The following is an 18386-nucleotide window of genomic DNA, read 5'->3' as shown; positions in this document are numbered from 1 at the left end:
ATGCGTGTATTGAAAGTTTCAGGTTTGGCGACCCTGACCTCATTGGCGGTGTTGACCCAGGCCGCCTACGGCGCCTGCAGCTTCTCTCCCACCCAGCGTCAGCGGTGGCAATGACGTGGTCACCGTGAGCGGCGGTAGCGTGGGCGGCAACATCCTGATGAGCTTTGGCGACGACCGCTTGGTTTGGCGTGACGGCGGCACCATCGCCGGCACCATTCAAATGGGCGACGGCACCGACAGCGTGCTGCTCAGCGGCCTCACCGAGAGCCTGCTGGCTGGCAGCGCGGGGATCGACGGCAGCACGGGCATCGACACCCTGACCTTTGATCGCACCACCAGCCGCTCCGGTGCGCGCTACAGCAATTTCGAGCAGGTCAACCTCGACAACGGCTCGACCCTGGACCTGGATGACCGACTAGTGCTGGGCGACAGTGGCACTGGCACCGGCAACCTTGTGATCGACAGCACCAGCGTATTGAGCTCCAGCCAGGGCGCCGTCGCTGCGTTTACCGCGGGTCAGAACGTCAGCGTCGATAACGCCGGGCTTATCGACCTGACCACCAGCGGCAGCCGCGCCGACGATCGCTTGACTATCGTTGGCAACTATGTCGGCAGCAATGGCCAATTACGGTTGCAAAGCGTACTCGCCGGCGACGGTGCCGCGTCCGACCGACTGGTGGTGTCCCAAGGGACATTGAGCGGCAGCACGGCAATTAGCGTGGTCAACCTTAATGGCACCGGTGCCCTGACTACCGCCAACGGCATCCAGGTGGTCGAGGCCAATAACGGCGCAAGCAGCAGCAACGGTGCCTTTTCCCTGGCCAGCGCGGTGTCCGCCGGCGCGTATCAATACTATCTGTTCAAGGGCGGCATCACGGCCGGCAGCGAGAACAGCTGGTACTTGCGCTCCAGCGTGGTGGCCCTGCCGGTGGCGGCGACGCCGAGCACGCCGAGCACGCCTGGGGATTCGGCTGACCCCTCGACACCTGCCGAGCCCGTGGCGCAAAGTGCGCCGATCGCGGCCGTCGGCACCCCCGCCTTGCCGGCGGCCGCCGCTGGCCAAAGCATCGCTCTCTATCGCGTCGAGGTGCCGCTGTACAGCGTCATCCCTCCTGCCGCGGCGCTGCTGGCACAAACCAGCCTGGGGACTTTCCACGAGCGCCAGGGCAGCCAGCGCCTGTTGCACGAGGCTGGATGGGTTCCTGCCGGCTGGGCTCGGGTGTTCGGCAACAGCCTGCGTCAGAGCTGGGCCGGCGACGCGGCGCCGAGCCTGAACGCCAGCATCGATGGCTATCAGGTGGGCCACGACCTGTATGCCCATTTGAATGACGATGGCTATTGGCAGCGCGCCGGGGTGTTCGTCAGCCATGCGCACATGAGCGGCGACGTCAAAGGCTTTGCCTTGGGCTTCGATAACACCCACGCAGGGCGGTTGCGTCTGGATGGGGACAGCCTGGGGGCCTACTGGAGCCTGATCGGCCCCCAGGAGCAATATCTGGATCTGGTACTGATGGGCACTCGCTATGATGGTCGCAGCCGCTCAGAGCGTGGCCTGACCCTGAATCTGGACGGCCATGGGGTGAGTGCGTCCGCCGAAGTCGGCTATCCCCTGCGCATCAGCGATCACTGGCGCGTCGAGCCACAAGCGCAACTGGTCGCGCAACGCGTCGACCTTGACGCCAGCCATGACGCGGTCGCCAAGGTGGCCTTCGATAACCCGACCACGTGGCGCGGTCGCCTCGGTGCACGGCTGCTGGGCGACTATCAGATCCGCGGCGTACCGATGCAGCCTTATCTACGTACCGACCTGTGGCACACCTCGGGTGGCGACGACGGCGTCACCTATGACCACGCCGAAACCCTGCACACCCGCCAGCGCAGCACCACGCTGGACCTGGGCGGCGGTGTCGCGGCGCGCCTGAACAGCCGCACGCAGGTCTATTTGAGCGCCGGTTACAGCCGCAATCTCGACAGCGTGGCCGAGCAATCCCTGCAAGGCACCCTGGGATTGCGGATCTCCTTGTAGGCGATCAACCGCGCGATCAATAGCGCGATCAACAGAGCGGTAAATAGCGCGACGAAAGGTCGCCTGTTCCGATTTGTCTACATCCATTTCACGCCACGTTCACGCCTTCAGGCGCATCTTTAAGTCACTCCTTTGTGTGATCCCTTTAGCCCGCGCCCCATCGCGGGCTTTTTCTTGCGTGTGATTTGTCAACAGTCGATGTTTCCGAATTGTCTACATCCATTTCACGACTCGTTCACGCCCGCAGGCGCATCTTCAAGTCACTCCTTTGTGTGATCCCTTCAGCCCGCGCCCCATCGCGGGCTTTTCTTTGCCTGGCGTTTGGCACCGCCCCTGCCATACCCCTGTCGCCTCAGCTGTGCGACAATAGCCGAAATGTCCGGTTTCAACCCCGCGCAGGTATAAAAAAGCTCACGGCAGATACAGCTGCAGTGGGCTTTTGCGCGTTGAATGGGCCCATGCTCCGACTGGAGCGAACTGAACAGATTGCAGATCGGCCCAACGCGGGCTCAGTTTCACTCCCAGCGCTCTCTACGTTATTGATAGGTAAGCCCTTTGATCTCCACAGCTAACATCACCATGCAGTTCGGCGCCAAGCCGCTGTTCGAGAACGTCTCGGTCAAGTTCAACAACGGCAACCGTTATGGCCTTATCGGCGCCAACGGTTGCGGCAAGTCGACCTTCATGAAAATCCTCGGCGGCGACCTCGACCCGTCCGCTGGCCAAGTGATGCTGGAGCCGAACGTGCGCCTGGGTAAACTGCGCCAGGACCAGTTCGCCTACGAAGAATTCAGCGTGATCGACACCGTGATCATGGGCCATGAAGAGCTATGGAAGGTCAAGGCCGAGCGTGATCGCATCTATTCGCTGCCGGAAATGAGCGAAGAAGACGGCATGGCTGTCGCCGAGCTCGAAACCGAATTCGCCGAAATGGACGGCTACACCGCCGAATCCCGTGCCGGTGAGCTGCTGCTGGGCCTGGGTATCCCCCTGGAACAGCATTTTGGCCCGATGACCGAAGTCTCGCCCGGCTGGAAGCTGCGCGTATTGCTGGCCCAGGCGCTGTTCTCCGATCCTGAAGTGTTGCTGCTCGACGAGCCGACCAACCACCTGGATATCAACACCATCCGCTGGCTGGAAAACATCCTGACCCAGCGCTCCAGCTTGATGATCATCATCTCTCACGACCGTCACTTCCTGAACAGCGTGTGCACTCACATGGCTGACCTGGACTACGGCGAGCTGCGCCTGTTCCCGGGCAACTACGACGAATACATGACCGTGGCTACCCAGTCCCGCGAGCAATTGCTGTCGGACAACGCCAAGAAGAAAGCGCAGATTTCGGAACTGCAATCCTTCGTCAGCCGCTTCTCGGCCAACGCTTCAAAAGCCAAACAGGCCACTTCTCGCGCCAAGGCAATCGACAAGATCCAGCTGGCCGAGGTCAAGCCTTCGAGCCGTGTGAGCCCGTTCATCCGTTTCGAACAAAACAAGAAGCTCCACCGTCAGGCGGTCATCGTCGAGCGCATGGCCAAAGGCTTCGACGGCAAGCCGCTGTTCAAGGACTTCAGCTTCCAGGTCGAAGCAGGCGAGCGCGTAGCCATCATCGGCCCGAACGGCATCGGCAAGACCACCCTGCTGCGTACCCTGGTCGACGAACTGACCCCGGACGCCGGTAGCATCAAGTGGACCGACGCCGCCGAACTGGGCTACTACGCCCAGGATCACGCGCACGACTTCGAAGACGACGTCACGCTGTTCGACTGGATGGGTCAGTGGACTCAGGGCGAACAGATGATTCGCGGCACCCTGGGCCGCATGCTGTTCTCCAACGACGAGATCCTCAAGTCGGTGAAGGTGATCTCCGGTGGTGAGCAAGGCCGCATGCTGTTCGGCAAGCTGATCCTGCAAAAGCCGAACGTGCTGATCATGGACGAACCGACCAACCACCTGGACATGGAATCCATCGAGGCGCTCAACCTGGCGCTGGAGAACTACCCCGGCACGCTGATTTTCGTCAGCCACGACCGTGAATTCGTGTCTTCGCTGGCCACTCGCATCATCGAGCTGAGCCCAAGCGGCGTGACCGACTTCAGCGGCACGTACGATGACTACCTGCGCAGCCAGGGTGTAGCGTTCTAACGTCTGATACCTGAAATTCCATGGGAGCGGGCTCTGCCCGCGAAGCTGTCAACGCTTCGCAGGCAGGGCCCGCTCCCACAGGGCATGCGTCAACGCGGTGCTTTTCTTTCTTGTCGGACAACGCCATGATGGGGCTCTCTTACCGCTGACCGCGATCGAGCCCATGCCTGCCGCCACAACCCCCGCCGCCGACACCCGTGCGATCACTCTGCAGATCGTTTCCATCGTCTTCTATACCTTCATCGCCTTCTTCTGCATCGGCCTGCCGATCGCGGTGCTGCCCGGCTATGTCCACGATCAGTTGGGCTTTAGCGCGGTCGTTGCCGGGCTCGTCATCGGCATCCAGTATCTGGCCACCCTGCTCAGCCGTCCGGTGGCCGGGCATCTGGCCGACAGCCTGGGCACCAAGCGCACCATCGTCTATGGCCTTGCCGGCATAGGCGTCGCCGGGCTGCTGACGCTGATTTCCACCCTGGTGCAATCCATCCCGGATGTAAGCCTGGGCATTCTGCTGGTGGCGCGGGTCATCCTCGGCACCTCGCAAGGGCTGATCGGTGTCGGCACCACCAGTTGGGGCATCAATCAGGTGGGAGCCGAGCACTCGGCGCGGGTGATTTCCTGGAGCGGCATCGCCTCCTATGGCGCCATCGCCCTAGGTGCACCGCTGGGCGTGGTACTGGTCGGCGCCTTGAGCTTCAACGCGTTGGGCGTGGTATTGATGGTGCTCGCGGGCGTGGCGCTGTGGCTGATCCGCAACAAGCCGTCGTTGTCCGTGGTACGCGGCGGCGAGCGCATGCCATTCTGGTCAGCGTTCGCTCGGGTCGCCCCCTATGGCGCGATGCTCGCACTGGCATCCATCGGCTACGGCACACTGACCACCTTCATCACCCTCTATTACGTGGAACAGCATTGGCTGGGCGCGGCGTATTGCCTGACAGCGTTCGGTATCAGCTTCGTGATCGCGCGCATGGTATTCATCAACGCAATCAATCACCTTGGCGGCTTTACCGTATCGATCATCTGCATGAGCGTCGAAGTAGTCGGCCTGGTCTTTCTCTGGCTGGCCCCCAACCCGGTGTTCGCGCTGATCGGCGCCAGCCTCACCGGCTTCGGCCTGTCGCTGGTCTATCCAGCCTTGGGCGTGGTAGCCATTCACCAGGTACCGCCCTCCAGCCGAGGTGCTGGATTGGGCGCATTCGCGGTGTTCTTCGACCTGTCGCTGGCCATCGCGGGCCCACTGATGGGCGGCTTGGCGGCGAGTTTCGGCTACGCCTCGATCTATTTTGCGGCAGCCCTGCTGGCGCTGGCGGGCCTGGGCCTGACGCAGCTCTACAAGCGCCGCGCCGGTGAAGAATAACGGCGTTTATTGATCGGCGGTCTGCAAGCCCGCGCGGGACGGTTTGCTCAGCGCTTCAGCGAAGAAGTGCCCGGCCTGATCGATAAGATCGTGATGGATGCCGACACGGTCCACCCCGTCCGCGTCATTGCACAGGCCCGGTGCCGAGGCCTTCTGCTCGTCGCTGCAGGGCGCCATGAAGACAAAGTGGCCAGCGCCGGGCAGCAGACGGTAGTCGGGGTTGTTGGTGAGCTTGCGCGCCAGCGCCCCGGCATTCTTGTCGAAGGCCACCAGCTTGTCGTTGTCGCCCGCGTAGATGAGCGTCGGCACCGTCACACTCGCCAACGTCTGGCGACCGAACATCAGGCTCAACGGCGCCATCAGCAACAAGGCATGAACACGAGGGTCGGCGTGGGGCGCCAGATCATCGCGATCGACCACCAGTTCGCCACGGGTCTTGCAAGCATCGGCGTCGTCGGGTTTCTCCACGCAGTATCTGCGCAGGCGATCCAGCTCCGGCCGAGCGCCAGTCAGGATCAACGCCGTCTCGCCCCCCGCAGAGTAGCCGATGACACCGACCTCCTGCGGGTTGATATAGGGCGACAGCATCGAGTCCTGAAGGGCCTCGGTGATGGCCTCGGAGATTTGCATCGGCCTGCCGTACAGATTGCTCAGCGCGCCCAGGCGGCTGTGATCGAGGTTGTTGTCGCCCGGATGCACCACCGCTACCACTACGAAGCCTTTGCGCACCATGGAGGTGATCAGATCATGCAGGGCCAGCGGTGTGCCCGTATTGCCGTGGGACAACACCAGCAAGGGGAAACGACCGATGGCGAAGGTGGTGTCCTCGCTGGCATCAACCTGAAAACCGTCGAGCTTGCTGGTGCGTGCCGGGGCGGTCGAGGGATAGAAGGCAAAGGCGTGCATTGGCTGCTGATCGACCGGGTCGGTAAAGGTCAGCCGGTGGTAGCCGACGCTCCAGGTCATTCGGGGTGCAGGCACAGCTTCGGCCTGCACCGAAACAAGGCTCAACAACGCCACCACGATCACATATGCACAAACACGCATCACATCCACCCTTCCCTTGCCAGACCCGAAGCCACCTGCGCCCTGATAGACAGGACGCTCAGCGATTTCGGTGTGCGGTTCAGACGCCTTGAGTGTATGACAAAGCACAAGGTGGGCCAGTTGCCTTGGATGAAGGATTATTTTCTTTTGAAATGACAAATGCCGACAGCCGGTTGTCCGTCACGCGGGGCTGGCGTTGCAAGGCGCGCTTGCGGCCGCACAATGTGGTCAGAATCCATGATTGCTGAACGAGAAAAGCCCGTCGGCATCACCGACGGGCTTTCTCATGACTTCACCTTGGCAGTCTTACGCCGCAGCGAATTCCTCGGCGATCTGCGCCTGAGCACCTGCGATCGCTTTGACCCGCGCGTCATCACCATAGGCCAGACCTTCGGCACGGATGAAGTGGATGTCGGTGACGCCGATAAAACCGAACAGCAGCTTCAGGTAGTCTTCGTGGGCAGCGCCGGTGGCTTGACCGGCGTGGATGCCGCCTGCGGTGGACACGACGATGACTTTTTTGCCGCCGCACAGGCCTTCAGGGCCGGCTTCGGTGTAACGGAAAGTCTGACCGGCGACGCAGATACGGTCGATCCAGGCCTTGAGCTGAGTCGGGATGGTGAAGTTGTACATCGGTGCACCGATGACCACGGTGTCGGCAGCCAGGAACTCGGTCAGCGCAGTGGCGTTGAGTTTGGCCTCGTGCTGCTGGGCGGCGTCACGTTTTTCCTCTGGAGTGCCAACAGCCAGCAGAGTGGCAGCGCTGAAGTGGCTCAGTGCATCGGTGGCCAGGTCGCGAGAAGTCACCTGGGCGCCTGGGGTAACGGCCTGGATAGCTTCGACCACAGCCCGGGTCAGCGGGCGAGACGCAGAGTTGTCGCCGAGGATGCTGGAATCGATGTGCAGAAGTTTCATGGTCATGCTCCTTGAAGAAGGATCGCGCCCAGTGGCGATCAGAATGTTGGCCATCCTACGGAAACTGGGAATATGTGAATAGTCAGCGAAAATACGTTAGATTGTCCCACTGACAGGACAGTGAGCCACCAGATGCAAGATCTCAACGACCTTTATTACTTCGCCAAAGTGGTGGAAGCCGGCGGCTTCGCGGCCGCTGGACGCTTGCTCGGCGTGCCCAAATCGCGCTTGTCCCGGCGCATCGCCGAACTCGAAGAACGGCTCGACGCGCGTCTATTGCAGCGCACCACCCGGCATTTGCAGCTCACCAGCGTGGGCGAGCGGTATCTGCACCACTGCCAGGCCATGCTGGTCGAGGCCGAGATGGCCGACGAGGTGGTCGCCAGCGTATCCAGCGAGCCACGTGGACGCTTGCGGGTATCGTGCCCGGTGGGGCTTGCACATCAATTCCTGCCGCCGGTGGTCAGCGAATTCCTCGCAGCGCACCCGCTAGTGCAATTGGACCTGGTGCTGGTCAACCGGCGTGTCGATGTGATCGCCGAAGGCTTCGACGTCGCCCTGCGCGTGCGCGAGTCCGGCGACGAGGACCCGCACCTGATCAGCCGCCGGCTACGTGAGGCGCAGACCATCCTGGTGGCAAGCCCGGGCTTGTTGCAGCAGCATCGCATCGACACCCCGGATGACCTGGCCAACGTACCCGTGCTCGGCGCGCTGGAGCCCGACCGCAAGGTGCATCTGCGCCTGGTCGATGCCAACGGCAACAAACGCGATTTAGTGCTGGAGGCCCGGTTGGGCGTCGAGGATTTTACCGTGCGCAAGGCCGCGACTTTGGCCGGGCTGGGCGTCACCGTGCTGCCTACACTGGATTGTGAGGCCGAACTCAACGATGGCACCCTCATCCGCCTGCTGCCCGAGTGGTCGATGCCCGGTGGCTGGCTGCAGGCGGCGTACCCGCATCGGCGCGGCATGATGCCAGCGGTCAAGGCCTGGCTCGAACACCTGGAAAACACTTTCAAGAGTTGCCCGAAGCGCTTTATATGATGACGACCGACGAGATAGCAGCCTTCTGCCTGGCCTTGCCGGGCGCCCGCGAAGACTACAAATGGGGCGGCGTGCGGGTGTTCTCGATTGCCGAGACGCGCATGTTCGCAGTGATCGGGCTGCGCGCTGACGACCTTGCGTTCAAGGTCGCCAGCGAGCTGTTCCTCGGATACGTGGATCGCCCAGGCGTGCACCCTGCCCCGTATCTGGCCCGCGCCCATTGGATCAGCCTGAGCGCGCCCTATGCCATGAGTGCCGAGGAGCTGCAGGATTTGCTCAGGCGCTCGCACCAACTGGTGGTGCAGCGCCTGCCCAAACGCCGGCAGATCGGCCTCAAGCTTTGATCGGCTGTCAAACAGTGACGCTGGACCAGTCGATCCAGCCAAACTTCCAGGTCATCAGGATCAGGATGCCGAAGGCGATGCGATACCAGGCGAACACCGCATAGCTGTGGTTGGCGATGAACTTAAGCAGCGCGCGTACCGCGATCATCGCGAAGATGAACGCCACGATAAAGCCGATGACGAACACTGGCAGATCTTCAGCACGGAACAGATGCCGAAACTTGAAGCCGGAATACACCGCCGCACCGACCATGGTCGGCATCGCCAGGAAGAACGAGAACTCCGTGGCCGCCTTGCGCGACAGGCCGAACAGCAAACCGCCAATGATGGTCGAGCCAGAACGCGAAGTGCCTGGAATCATGGCAAGACATTGTGCACAGCCGACCTTGAGCGCATCGGTCCAGTGCATGTCGTCGACATGATCGACGCGCACCTGATGCTGGCGCTTCTCGGCCCAGAGCATCACGAAGCCGCCCACCACCAGGGCCACCGCCACCGTGATGGGGTTGAACAGGTATTCATGGATCAGATCGGCGAAAATCACCCCGAGCACCACCGCCGGCAAAAAGGCGATGAACAGGTTGAGGGTGAAACGTTGTGCGTTGCGCTGGGTCGGCAGACCCGTGATGATTTCCAGTATCTTGCGGCGGAACTCCCACACCACCGCCAGGATCGCACCTAGCTGGATGATGATGTTGAATGCCATTGCCCGTTCACCGCCGAAATTGATCAGGTCGGCGACGATAATCTGGTGCCCGGTACTGGATATCGGCAGAAATTCGGTCAACCCCTCGACCACCCCCAGAATCACAGCCTGTGCGGCACTCCATAAATCCATCGTATTCCCCTGGAACAGGTCAGCCTAAGGCATGACCGATAGTAGTTGTCGTAGCGCCTAAGGCGTACCTGCGGGCAAAAGCAGTGTGCATCATCGGCAATCAAAAAAACGTGAAACAAATCAAGTATTTCTGAACCGTAATTTTCGGACCGTCAGAAATATGACCAAGCATTGCGCGTGCCAGTTCAGTGATGGCCAGCATGCCAGGCGACGAAATGATTGCTTAATGCCATTAACGGCGGAACGCAGCTCTAATTAGCACGCCTAGGGTTACAATCGCCAGCTTTTACGCTCAGGAAAGAACAGGTTTGCGCTGGACCCGCACTGGCACAGTGTGAATATCGACCTTATTGCCCAATGACGGTCGGCGACACCAAACAGATCGTGGTGTCGGGGGTTCCGAATCGTCAGATATAAATAAGCGCGTGGCGCAACAGTCGCGTGGGGATCAGCGCATCTGATGCTTGTGCAGGAGCCGATAGAACGTCGGCCGGGAAATGCCCAGCACCTTGGCGGCGACGCTGAGATTGTCGCTGTGATGATTGAGCACATCGCTGAGGGCCTGGCGCTCTGCCCGGTGCTTGTACTCTTCGAGGGTGCCCATAGGCGCACTCCCGGCCTCGGCGCTCTTGAGGCCCAGATCTGCCGAGGCGATATGCCGCCCCTCGGCCAGAATCACCGCGCGGCGCACGCGGTTGGACAGCTCACGAACGTTGCCCGGCCAGGCATGCCTGGCCATGGCAACCAAGGCGCCCTCACTGAATCCGCAGGCCTTGACGCCGATCTCCTTGCTGTAGCGACGGGCGAAATGCTGGGCGAGCATGGCCAGATCGCCGTGGCGCTCGCGCAGTGGCGTGGTCTGCACCTGCAAGACGTTGAGCCGATAGAACAGATCATCGCGAAAGCGCCCTTGGGCGACGGCCGACTCGAGATCGGCCGAACTGGCCGCCAATACCCGCACGTCCAGGTCAAGTGCGGTCTGACTGCCGACGCGCTGGAAACGCTTTTCCTGCAGGCACGCGAGTAACCGCGCCTGGGTCTCGAGTGGCAGCGCCTCGACGGTGTCGAGAAACAACGTGCCCCCTTGCGCCTGCTCCAAGCGTCCGAGCATACCGTCGGGGGCGCTGATGAAGGTGCCCCGGTCGAAGCCGAACAATTCACGGTGCAGGGTCTGCACCGACATGGGCGCACAATAGAACGTCACGAAGGGTTGCCCGGCGCGGCTGGACTGACGGTGCAGGTATCGCGCCGCACGCTCTTTGCCGGTGCCGTTTTCACCCCGGATCAGCACCGCCGATTCGGTGCTGGCGAACGTGCCTAGCAGCCGGCGCAAATCGCGCACGGCCCGGCTTTCGCCGACCAGATCGCAGTCATCATCCGCCGCTGAGGGGTGGTTGACTGCGGGCGCGATCGCCCCACCTGCAGCGCGTTCGAGGGCGCCGAGCAGCAGATGAGGCTCGGTAGGCAGGGTGAGAAATTCGAAGAACAATTCACAGACGAAATTGCCGATGTCCTGCGCGCGCAACCCGTCGGCATCGACGATCGCCAGCCACTGCGCTGTGCTGCCATTGATCAGGGCCTGGATTTCATGGGGCCATTCCAGATGAAACGGCCGCAGACGCAGAATCCCGACATCACAGGGAGTATCGCCGGCGGCGCCAAGGCTGCAGGTATCGACTGCCCAGCCATGCGCGCTTAAATCAGGCAACAGGCTGTGGCAGGCATCGCATGGGTCGACGATCAACACACGTCGAACGGGTGCCAGTTCCAGCATGTCTTCTCCCGCGCGCCAGTCGGGAATTATGCGTTAAAACAGTCATTTGGCGCGCTTGTTAGCAACAGTAACAATTTATTTGACGCTTTTGGGCTACCGTCTGTCTGCAAATTAATTTCCATACTGGGGCCTGCGGGAATTTTCCTTCTTATTCAACGTCCACAGTGCGCATGAGGATTCAGAGTCATAACGTTATAGCGGAAATTTTTTATTTAATTCCCAAGGTGTGACTCCCAAGTGCCTTCAGTGCATCAGTACTGATAATCGCCATAGCGCGAACACACACCCACTTGGGCAACGAGAGAGACGACCCCATGAACGCCCCGCTCCGTGTCAACGAAGCACTACTGATCGCCGGCCACGCTTTTCAACCTTTCCAGTGCGTCGCCTGGGCACCGCAAGACGGTAACGGCGAATTGAGCCTGACCGTGATTGACCGCACCTGCGCATCCATCGACCGCAAGCAGGTACCGCGCAGCACCTACTGCGATCCGGCCCAGCTGGCCACCCTGTTGCAGGCGTTGCGCGCCGAGCTCAGCGAAAAAGGCTACGAGCTGCAACCCTGGTCGATGCCACAGTAAGCATCCCACGCTGCCGCCCGCTGACTGAATGACTCGGGCGGTCAAGCTCCCTCCACTCGCGTGGAACTAACCTCCCCGCCCGCCTGCCCATAGCTCATCCCTCTGCATAGCGAGCAATCGATGAGCGCGTTCGACTGGCACCGCCTGCTGCTGAATGACAATACCCCCGGCTTCCTGGCCGAAGTCACCGTACGCACGCTGATGGCGTACATTGTGGTCTTCATTTTTCTCAAGATCGCCGGCCGCCGGGGTGTGCGGCAACTGTCCTTGTTCGAGCTGGTTGTCATTCTTACGCTAGGCTCTGCGGCCGGAGACGTGACGTTCTACGAGGATGTGCCGATCCTGCCGGTGGTCACGGTGTTCGCGGCAATGATCTGCCTGTATCGCCTGACCCTCTGGCTCACCGAACGCAGCAGTCGCTTCGGTGAATGGCTGGAGGGCAAGCCGCTGGTGATCATCAAGGAAGGGCGTTTCGAGATCGAAACCCTGGACCAGGGCAACATCAGCCACGACGAGTTTCTGATGGAATTGCGCCTGCACGGCGTTGAACACCTGGGGCAAGTGCGACTTGGCATACTGGAGGTCAATGGCGACGTCAGCGTGTACTTCTATGAGCGTGACGAGGTCAGGCCGGGGCTATCGGTGCTACCGCCTGTGTGCCGTCCTCTTGAGGACCACGCCGAAGGGCCTGGGCTCTACGCCTGTCTGCACTGCGGGCATTTGGAGCGCATGGCTCAGCAGCAGAAGCTCGACTGCCCACGGTGCAAAAACACGCTATGGAGCCCGGCGCTGAGCAATCCGCGGGCGGCATGATCGCGGCTGTCGGCTAGCGTCTATCCGGGAAGATCATCGACATGACGGTATTCGGCCTGCAACTGATCCGCCAATACGCGCGCGCGCCCCAGCCGAATGGCGCCCCGTTCGATATCGACCACGCAGGTCTGGCAAGGCATCGCCTCTAGCGCCGGCCAATGCTTCAATCGTCCATCGGTCATCACCAGGCAGCGCTGCAATTCGTCAGGATGGCTCAGTTGCCGACGCTGCAGCCACTGCCGCGCCTGCTGCATGGCCTGCAATAACGGCGTCCCACCGCCAGCCCCCAGTTGCGCCAACCAGGGCTGCAGGGCCGCCGAGGCTTTCAGCCCTTGGCGCTGCCACTGCGGGGTCGTGCCGCTGGCGGTGAGCAAGGCCAGACGCGCGCGCTGGCGATAGGCATCGTCGAAGACAGCGGCCAACAAACCCTTGGCTTGGCTTAAAGCGCCGTGACGGCGCGTGGATGCCGATGCATCGACGATGATCAGCCACAGTTCACCCGCCTTGCCCTGGCGTTGCTGCCAATGCAGATCGGCGTGGCGTTGCGGCCGACCGTGACGCAAGGTGGTGACCCAGCCGATCTGCTCGCCGCGGCCGCTTTGCGCCCTGCCCCGACTTCCCTGTGCCAGCTTGCCCTTGGGTCTTGCGCCATCCGCCCCGAGGGCTTTGGCCGGGCGAATGCTCAGGGCTTTTTTGGCCAGCTCGGCACATCGCGCCGCTGGCCTATGGCTTCAGGTCGCGCGGGCATGGCACCCCATTGGCCCTCGGGCGACGAGGCATCCGCTGCCGCGTCACCTGCCGATTCGCCGGGCGATTGTGCAGGGGACGATTGTGCAGGGGACGACTGCGGTGGCTGGGTGGACGCGGGCGGCTCGCCGGGATCGGCCTGGCGACGACGATGACGCAGGGCAAATTCGGCCACCGCATCGATATCGACCGCAGTGATTGCCATCGCTCCACGCCACGCCGCATGGGCGCGGGCAGCACGCAACCACACCAGGTCGGCGCGCAAGCCGTCCACCGCCGCGGCGAAGCAGCGCCGGTTGATTTCGGCCAGCGCCGCATCATCCAGCGGGATCGCCGGCACCGCCTGGCGCGCGCTCGCACAGCGTTCACGCAGCTGCTGTTGTGCCACCGCCCAGTGGGCGCAAAAGCCCTGAGGATCGGCGTCGAACGCCAGGCGGCGGCGCACGATCTCGCCGCGCAGCGCAGGCTCGGGCAGCCCGTTCAGCAACACGTTGAGGCCGAAGCGGTCGAGCAGCTGCGGGCGCAATTCGCCCTCTTCCGGGTTCATGGTGCCGATCAACACGAAGCGCGCCGCATGCTCATGGGAGATGCCGTCACGCTCGACCCGATTGCGACCGCTGGCGGCCACATCCAGCAGCAGATCCACCAATGGATCGGCCAGCAGATTGACCTCGTCCACGTACAGCACGCCGCCGTCGGCCTTGGCCAGCACACCGGGCGAGAACTTCACCTGGCCCTGGCCCAGCGCAGCATCGAGATCGAGGGTGCCGACCAGGCGATCCTCGGTCGCGCCCAACGGCAGGGTCACGAAGGTACCACTGCCCAGCAGATCGGCCAGACCACGGGCGACGGTGCTCTTGGCCATGCCCCTGGGCCCCTCGATCAACACACCGCCGATCTGCGGATCGATGGCGGTCAGGCACAGCGCCAGCTTCAGTGAATCGGCGGCCACTACGGCGGCCAGGGGGAAATGGGCAGTCTCGTGGGTCATGAGGGTTCAGGCGTCTTCTTCAATATCGAGCAAAAGGTTTTCCAGCGCCTGGCGGTACTCGCCGGGCGCCCCCCAGAGGCCACGCTGCTGGGCTTCGAGCAGGCGCTCGGTAATATCGCGCAGGGCCGCCGGATTGTGCTGCTGGAGGAACTGGCGCGTATCGGCATCCAGCACATAGGCATCGGCCAACAGCGCGTACTGGTGATCGTCGATCAACTGGGTGGTGGCGTCGAAGGCGAACAAGTTGTCGACGGTCGCCGCCAGCTCGAAGGCGCCCTTGTAGCCATGGCGTTTGACGCCCTCGATCCATTTCGGATTGGCGGCGCGGGCGCGCACCACGCGGTTGAGCTCCTCCTTGAGGGTGCGGATGCGCGGCACGTCGGGCTGGCTGTGATCGCCGTGGTAGCTGGCGGTGCTGCGGCCACTCAAGGTCTCGGCGGCCGCGAGCATGCCACCCTGAAACTGGTAGTAATCGTTGGAATCGAGCAGGTCGTGCTCGCGGTTATCCTGATTCTGGACGACCGCCTGCACCTCGCCCAGCCGCGTGGCGAACTGCTGACGCGCCGGCGTGCCGTCGTCGGCGGCGCCATAGGCATAGCCCCCCCAATTGAGATAGACCTCGGCCAGATCCTCACGGCTCTGCCACAAACGGCCTTCGACCGCCCCCTGCACGCCCGCGCCATAGGCGCCGGGCTTGGCCCCGAAAATGCGCCAGCCGGCCTGGCGCTCGGCCTGATCGCGGCTGATCCCTTGAGCCTGCAAGGCCTCGCGCTCGGCACGTACCCGCGCCGCCAGTGGATTCTGGTCCTCCGGCTCGTCCAGAGCGGCGACCGCCTGCACGGCCGCATCGAACAAGCGGATCAGATTGGCAAAGGCATCACGGAAGAAACCTGACACCCGCAGTGTGACATCCACCCGTGGGCGATCCAGCAGGCTCACCGGCAGAATCTCGAAGTCATCGACGCGCTGGCTGCCCGTCGCCCACACCGGCCGCACGCCCATCAGCGCCATGGCCTGGGCGATATCGTCGCCACCGGTGCGCATGGTCGCCGTGCCCCACACCGATAATCCGAGCTGACGCAAATGATCGCCGTGATCCTGCAAATGCCGTTCGAGAATGAGGTTGGCCGAGGCGAAGCCGATACGCCAGGCCGTGGTGGTCGGCAGGTTGCGCACGTCCACCGAAAAGAAATTGCGCCCTGTGGGCAGCACGTCAAGGCGCCCGCGACTTGGCGCGCCGCTTGGACCCGCCGGCACGAAACGGCCGCCAAGGGCATCGAGCAAACCGGTGATCTCTGCCGCGCCGCAGGCGTCGAGACGCGGTGCCACCTGAGTGAGCAGCTCGTCGACGATCAACCGGGTCGGCTCCCAGGCAGGATCGTCCGGCAGCGTGAGACCGCCCTGCTGCGCCTGCTCTATGAGCTGCAAGGAGAACAGCTCGAGCCGTTCGCGGGTATCGCCATGGGTGCGCCAGGGCTCGGCGCTGATCTGCGCCAAAGCCAAGGGCTTGTCGCCCTGCCAGGCTTCACCTAGGTCACAATCGAGCGGATCGAAGCCCAGGCCGAAGCCCTTCGCCAACGCCCGTAACACACTGCCACGACCGTCACGGCCATCGCCGCGAGGAATGCGCAGCAGCGCCGCCAGGGTATCGATGCGCAAGCGACCTTGAGGCGACTCGCCAAAGATATGCAGCCCGTCGCGAATCTGCGACTCCTTCAAATCACACAGGTACGTGTCCAGCCGCGGCAGCCAGACCGCCGCTTCAGCGTCGGCATCCAGCGCCAGCTCCTGATCCAGACGGGCTTCGCGCACCAGTGCGAGAATGTCACGCTGTAGCTCCAGCGCCCGCCGCGGATCGAGCAACTGCGCTTCGTAATATTCATCGGCCAGCAGTTCCAGATCGCGCAGCGGCCCGTAACTTTCGGCGCGGGTCAACGGCGGCATCAGGTGATCGATGATCACCGCCTGGGTGCGGCGTTTGGCTTGGGCGCCCTCGCCTGGGTCGTTGACGATAAAGGGATAGATATTCGGCATCGGCCCCAGCAGGGCGTCCGGCCAGCAGGCGGCGGACAAGCCCACGCCCTTGCCCGGCAGCCATTCGAGGTTGCCGTGCTTGCCAACGTGAATCAGAGCATCGGCGCCATAGGCATGGCGCAGCCAGAAGTAGAACGCCAGGTAACCGTGGGGCGGCACCAGGTCCGGGTCGTGATAGACCGCGCTGTGATCGACCTGAAAGCCGCGCGCCGGCTGGATACCGACGAAGGTCAGGCCAAAGCGCAGACCGGCGACCATCATCCGCCCGTTGCGGCACATCGGGTCGCTGTCAGGCTCGCCCCAGCGCGCGCGTACCGCGTCCTGATTGGCTTGCGGCAAGCGAGCGAAGGCCTGCAGGTAGGTATCCATGTCGAGGCTTTGATGGCACGGACGCTGGTCGAGCCCGTCCGGGTCGTTGGTCACGCCGCCCAGCAGCGCATGGATCAGTGCGGTACCGTCGGCGGGAATATCGCTCACTGGATACCCCTGCTCGGCCATGGCGCGCAGGATATTGCGCGCCGCCGCCGGCGTATCCAGGCCCACGCCGTTGCCGATACGGCCGTCGCGGGTCGGGTAATTGGCGAGGATCAACGCCACGCGTTTTTGCCCGTTGGGCAGGCGCGCCAGCTCGGCCCAGCGCCGGGCCAGCTCGGCGACGAAGTCCATGCGCTCGCGGTGCGGCCGGTAGCAGACTACATCGGACTGACTGCGCTCGCTGCGCCAGGCCAAGTCCTTGAAGCTGATCGGCCGACTGATGATGCGCCCGTCCAGTTCTGGCAGGGCGATATGCATGGCCAGGTCGCGGGAGCCAAGCCCTTGCGCGCTAGCGGTCCAGGCCGGTTCGTTGTCCTGGGCGCAGATGGCCTGGATGACCGGGATATTGCGCCGGAACGGTCTGATATGGGGCGCTTCAGGGGTCGACTGGGCGAAGCCGGTGGTGTTGAGAATCACCGCCGCCTGCACCTCGTCAAGCCAGCCTTCGACGGCGCTCAGGCACGCCGGCTCCTTTAGGCTGGCCACCGCGATAGGCAGAGGATTGAGCCCCGCTGCCTGCAACGCCTGGCAAAAGTTATCGATAAATGCCGTGTTCGCCGACTGCAGGTGTGAGCGATAGAAGAGGATAGGCACCACCGGTGCTTCACGCAGCCAGTGCTGACGCCAAAAATCCAGGTCAGCCTGGGGCTTTTGCGGATGATAGACAACGGTGCGCGGCAGCGCCTGTGGCTCCTGCCAGCTATAACCGCGCAGGCCCAGCCAGCGATCGGCCAGGCAATTGAACAGATTGCGGGCGTTATCCACGCCCCCTTGGCGCAGGAAATGCCAAAGCCGCTCGGCCTCCGCCGCCGGCACGCCGCTCAGGGCGCTCAGCTCTGGGTCTGGATTATCGCAACCCGGCACCATAATCAGCTGCGTGCCGCGGGCCTTGAGCGTCAGCAGTTGCTCGACGCCGTAGCGCCAATAGCCGATGCCGCCGTGCAACGACAACAGGATGACCTTGGCGTGGCGCAGCACCTGATCGACGTAAAGGTCGACAGAGGCGTGATTCTGCACCTGCATGGGGTTGGCCAGGCGCAGCGTGGGGTAGTCGTCCGGCAACTGCTGGGCGACCTCGGCGAGCATGGCCAGATGGGAGTCGCCACTGCACAGAATCACCAGCTCGGCGGGGGTCTGTCCCAGGTCGGCGATGCTGTCGTCGGGGACAAAGCCGCCGGGCTGGGTTCTGAGCAGGTGCATGG

At 62.9% G+C, this 18386-nt stretch carries 14 protein-coding genes; 7 read left to right on the top strand and 7 right to left on the bottom strand.

Going from position 1 to position 18386, the window contains the following annotated elements; translation table 11 throughout:
- Positions 1–115 precede the first annotated feature (115 nt).
- From REH34_RS28695 to REH34_RS28685, 3 genes are all read left to right on the top strand, one after another.
- Entirely contained in the window at positions 116–2026 is a 1911-nt protein-coding gene (locus tag REH34_RS28695) for an autotransporter outer membrane beta-barrel domain-containing protein (RefSeq protein ID WP_311970106.1), read from the top strand.
- Positions 2027–2581: 555 nt separating this feature from the next.
- On the top strand, positions 2582–4168 hold the full coding sequence (locus REH34_RS28690) for an ABC-F family ATPase (RefSeq protein WP_311970105.1): 1587 nt from the start codon (positions 2582–2584) through the stop codon (positions 4166–4168).
- 163 nt (positions 4169–4331) lie between these two features.
- Positions 4332–5525, top strand: coding sequence for an MFS transporter (locus REH34_RS28685; protein WP_311970104.1), 1194 nt, complete (start codon positions 4332–4334; stop codon positions 5523–5525).
- 6 nt (positions 5526–5531) lie between these two features.
- Here the strand turns inward: REH34_RS28685 and REH34_RS28680 are convergent, their stop codons facing one another.
- The gene (locus tag REH34_RS28680) at positions 5532–6575 is read right to left on the bottom strand and encodes a dienelactone hydrolase (RefSeq protein WP_311970103.1); all 1044 of its coding nucleotides are present in this window, start codon (positions 6573–6575) and stop codon (positions 5532–5534) included.
- 303 nt (positions 6576–6878) lie between these two features.
- Positions 6879–7487, bottom strand: coding sequence for an FMN-dependent NADH-azoreductase (locus REH34_RS28675; RefSeq protein ID WP_311970102.1), 609 nt, complete (start codon positions 7485–7487; stop codon positions 6879–6881).
- Positions 7488–7619: 132 nt separating this feature from the next.
- On the opposite strand from REH34_RS28675, the gene REH34_RS28670 reads away from it, so the two are divergent.
- Positions 7620–8528 (top strand): LysR substrate-binding domain-containing protein, encoded by a 909-nt coding sequence (locus REH34_RS28670; RefSeq protein ID WP_226502446.1) that lies wholly within the window; start codon positions 7620–7622, stop codon positions 8526–8528.
- Positions 8528–8872 carry an MmcQ/YjbR family DNA-binding protein gene (locus tag REH34_RS28665; protein WP_311972181.1) on the top strand — a complete coding sequence of 115 codons (345 nt, stop codon included), beginning with the start codon at positions 8528–8530 and terminating at the stop codon, positions 8870–8872. Before REH34_RS28670 ends, REH34_RS28665 begins: the two co-directional genes overlap by 1 nt.
- 7 nt (positions 8873–8879) lie before the next feature.
- Here REH34_RS28665 and REH34_RS28660 read toward each other — a convergent pair whose 3' ends face one another.
- Positions 8880–9710 (bottom strand): undecaprenyl-diphosphate phosphatase, encoded by an 831-nt coding sequence (locus REH34_RS28660; protein ID WP_311970101.1) that lies wholly within the window; start codon positions 9708–9710, stop codon positions 8880–8882.
- A gap of 448 nt (positions 9711–10158) precedes the next feature.
- The gene (locus tag REH34_RS28655) at positions 10159–11484 is read right to left on the bottom strand and encodes a sigma-54 dependent transcriptional regulator (protein WP_311970100.1); all 1326 of its coding nucleotides are present in this window, start codon (positions 11482–11484) and stop codon (positions 10159–10161) included.
- 314 nt (positions 11485–11798) lie between these two features.
- Between REH34_RS28655 and REH34_RS28650 the strand changes: the two genes are divergently transcribed.
- Positions 11799–12065, top strand: coding sequence for a hypothetical protein (locus tag REH34_RS28650; protein WP_226502443.1), 267 nt, complete (start codon positions 11799–11801; stop codon positions 12063–12065).
- A 120-nt stretch (positions 12066–12185) separates the two neighbouring features.
- Complete coding sequence (locus REH34_RS28645; RefSeq protein ID WP_311970099.1) at positions 12186–12878, top strand: DUF421 domain-containing protein; 693 nt, start codon at positions 12186–12188, stop codon at positions 12876–12878.
- 20 nt (positions 12879–12898) lie between these two features.
- Here the strand turns inward: REH34_RS28645 and REH34_RS28640 are convergent, their stop codons facing one another.
- From REH34_RS28640 to cobN, 3 genes are all read right to left on the bottom strand, one after another.
- The gene (locus tag REH34_RS28640; RefSeq protein ID WP_311970098.1) at positions 12899–13441 is read right to left on the bottom strand and encodes a VWA domain-containing protein; all 543 of its coding nucleotides are present in this window, start codon (positions 13439–13441) and stop codon (positions 12899–12901) included.
- 119 nt (positions 13442–13560) lie between these two features.
- Positions 13561–14616: an ATP-binding protein gene (locus tag REH34_RS28635; RefSeq protein WP_311970097.1), complete on the bottom strand. Its 1056-nt coding sequence runs from the start codon at positions 14614–14616 to the stop codon at positions 13561–13563.
- Positions 14617–14622: 6 nt separating this feature from the next.
- Positions 14623–18384, bottom strand: a complete 3762-nt coding sequence (gene cobN / locus REH34_RS28630) for a cobaltochelatase subunit CobN (protein WP_311970096.1) — start codon at positions 18382–18384, stop codon at positions 14623–14625.
- Positions 18385–18386 lie beyond the last annotated feature (2 nt).

It is taken from the genome of Pseudomonas baltica, from assembly GCF_031880315.1.
Classification (GTDB): Bacteria; Pseudomonadota; Gammaproteobacteria; order Pseudomonadales; family Pseudomonadaceae; genus Aquipseudomonas.
Note: the sequence above shows the minus strand (reverse complement) of the source record. Positions and strands in the feature narration are given on the sequence as shown.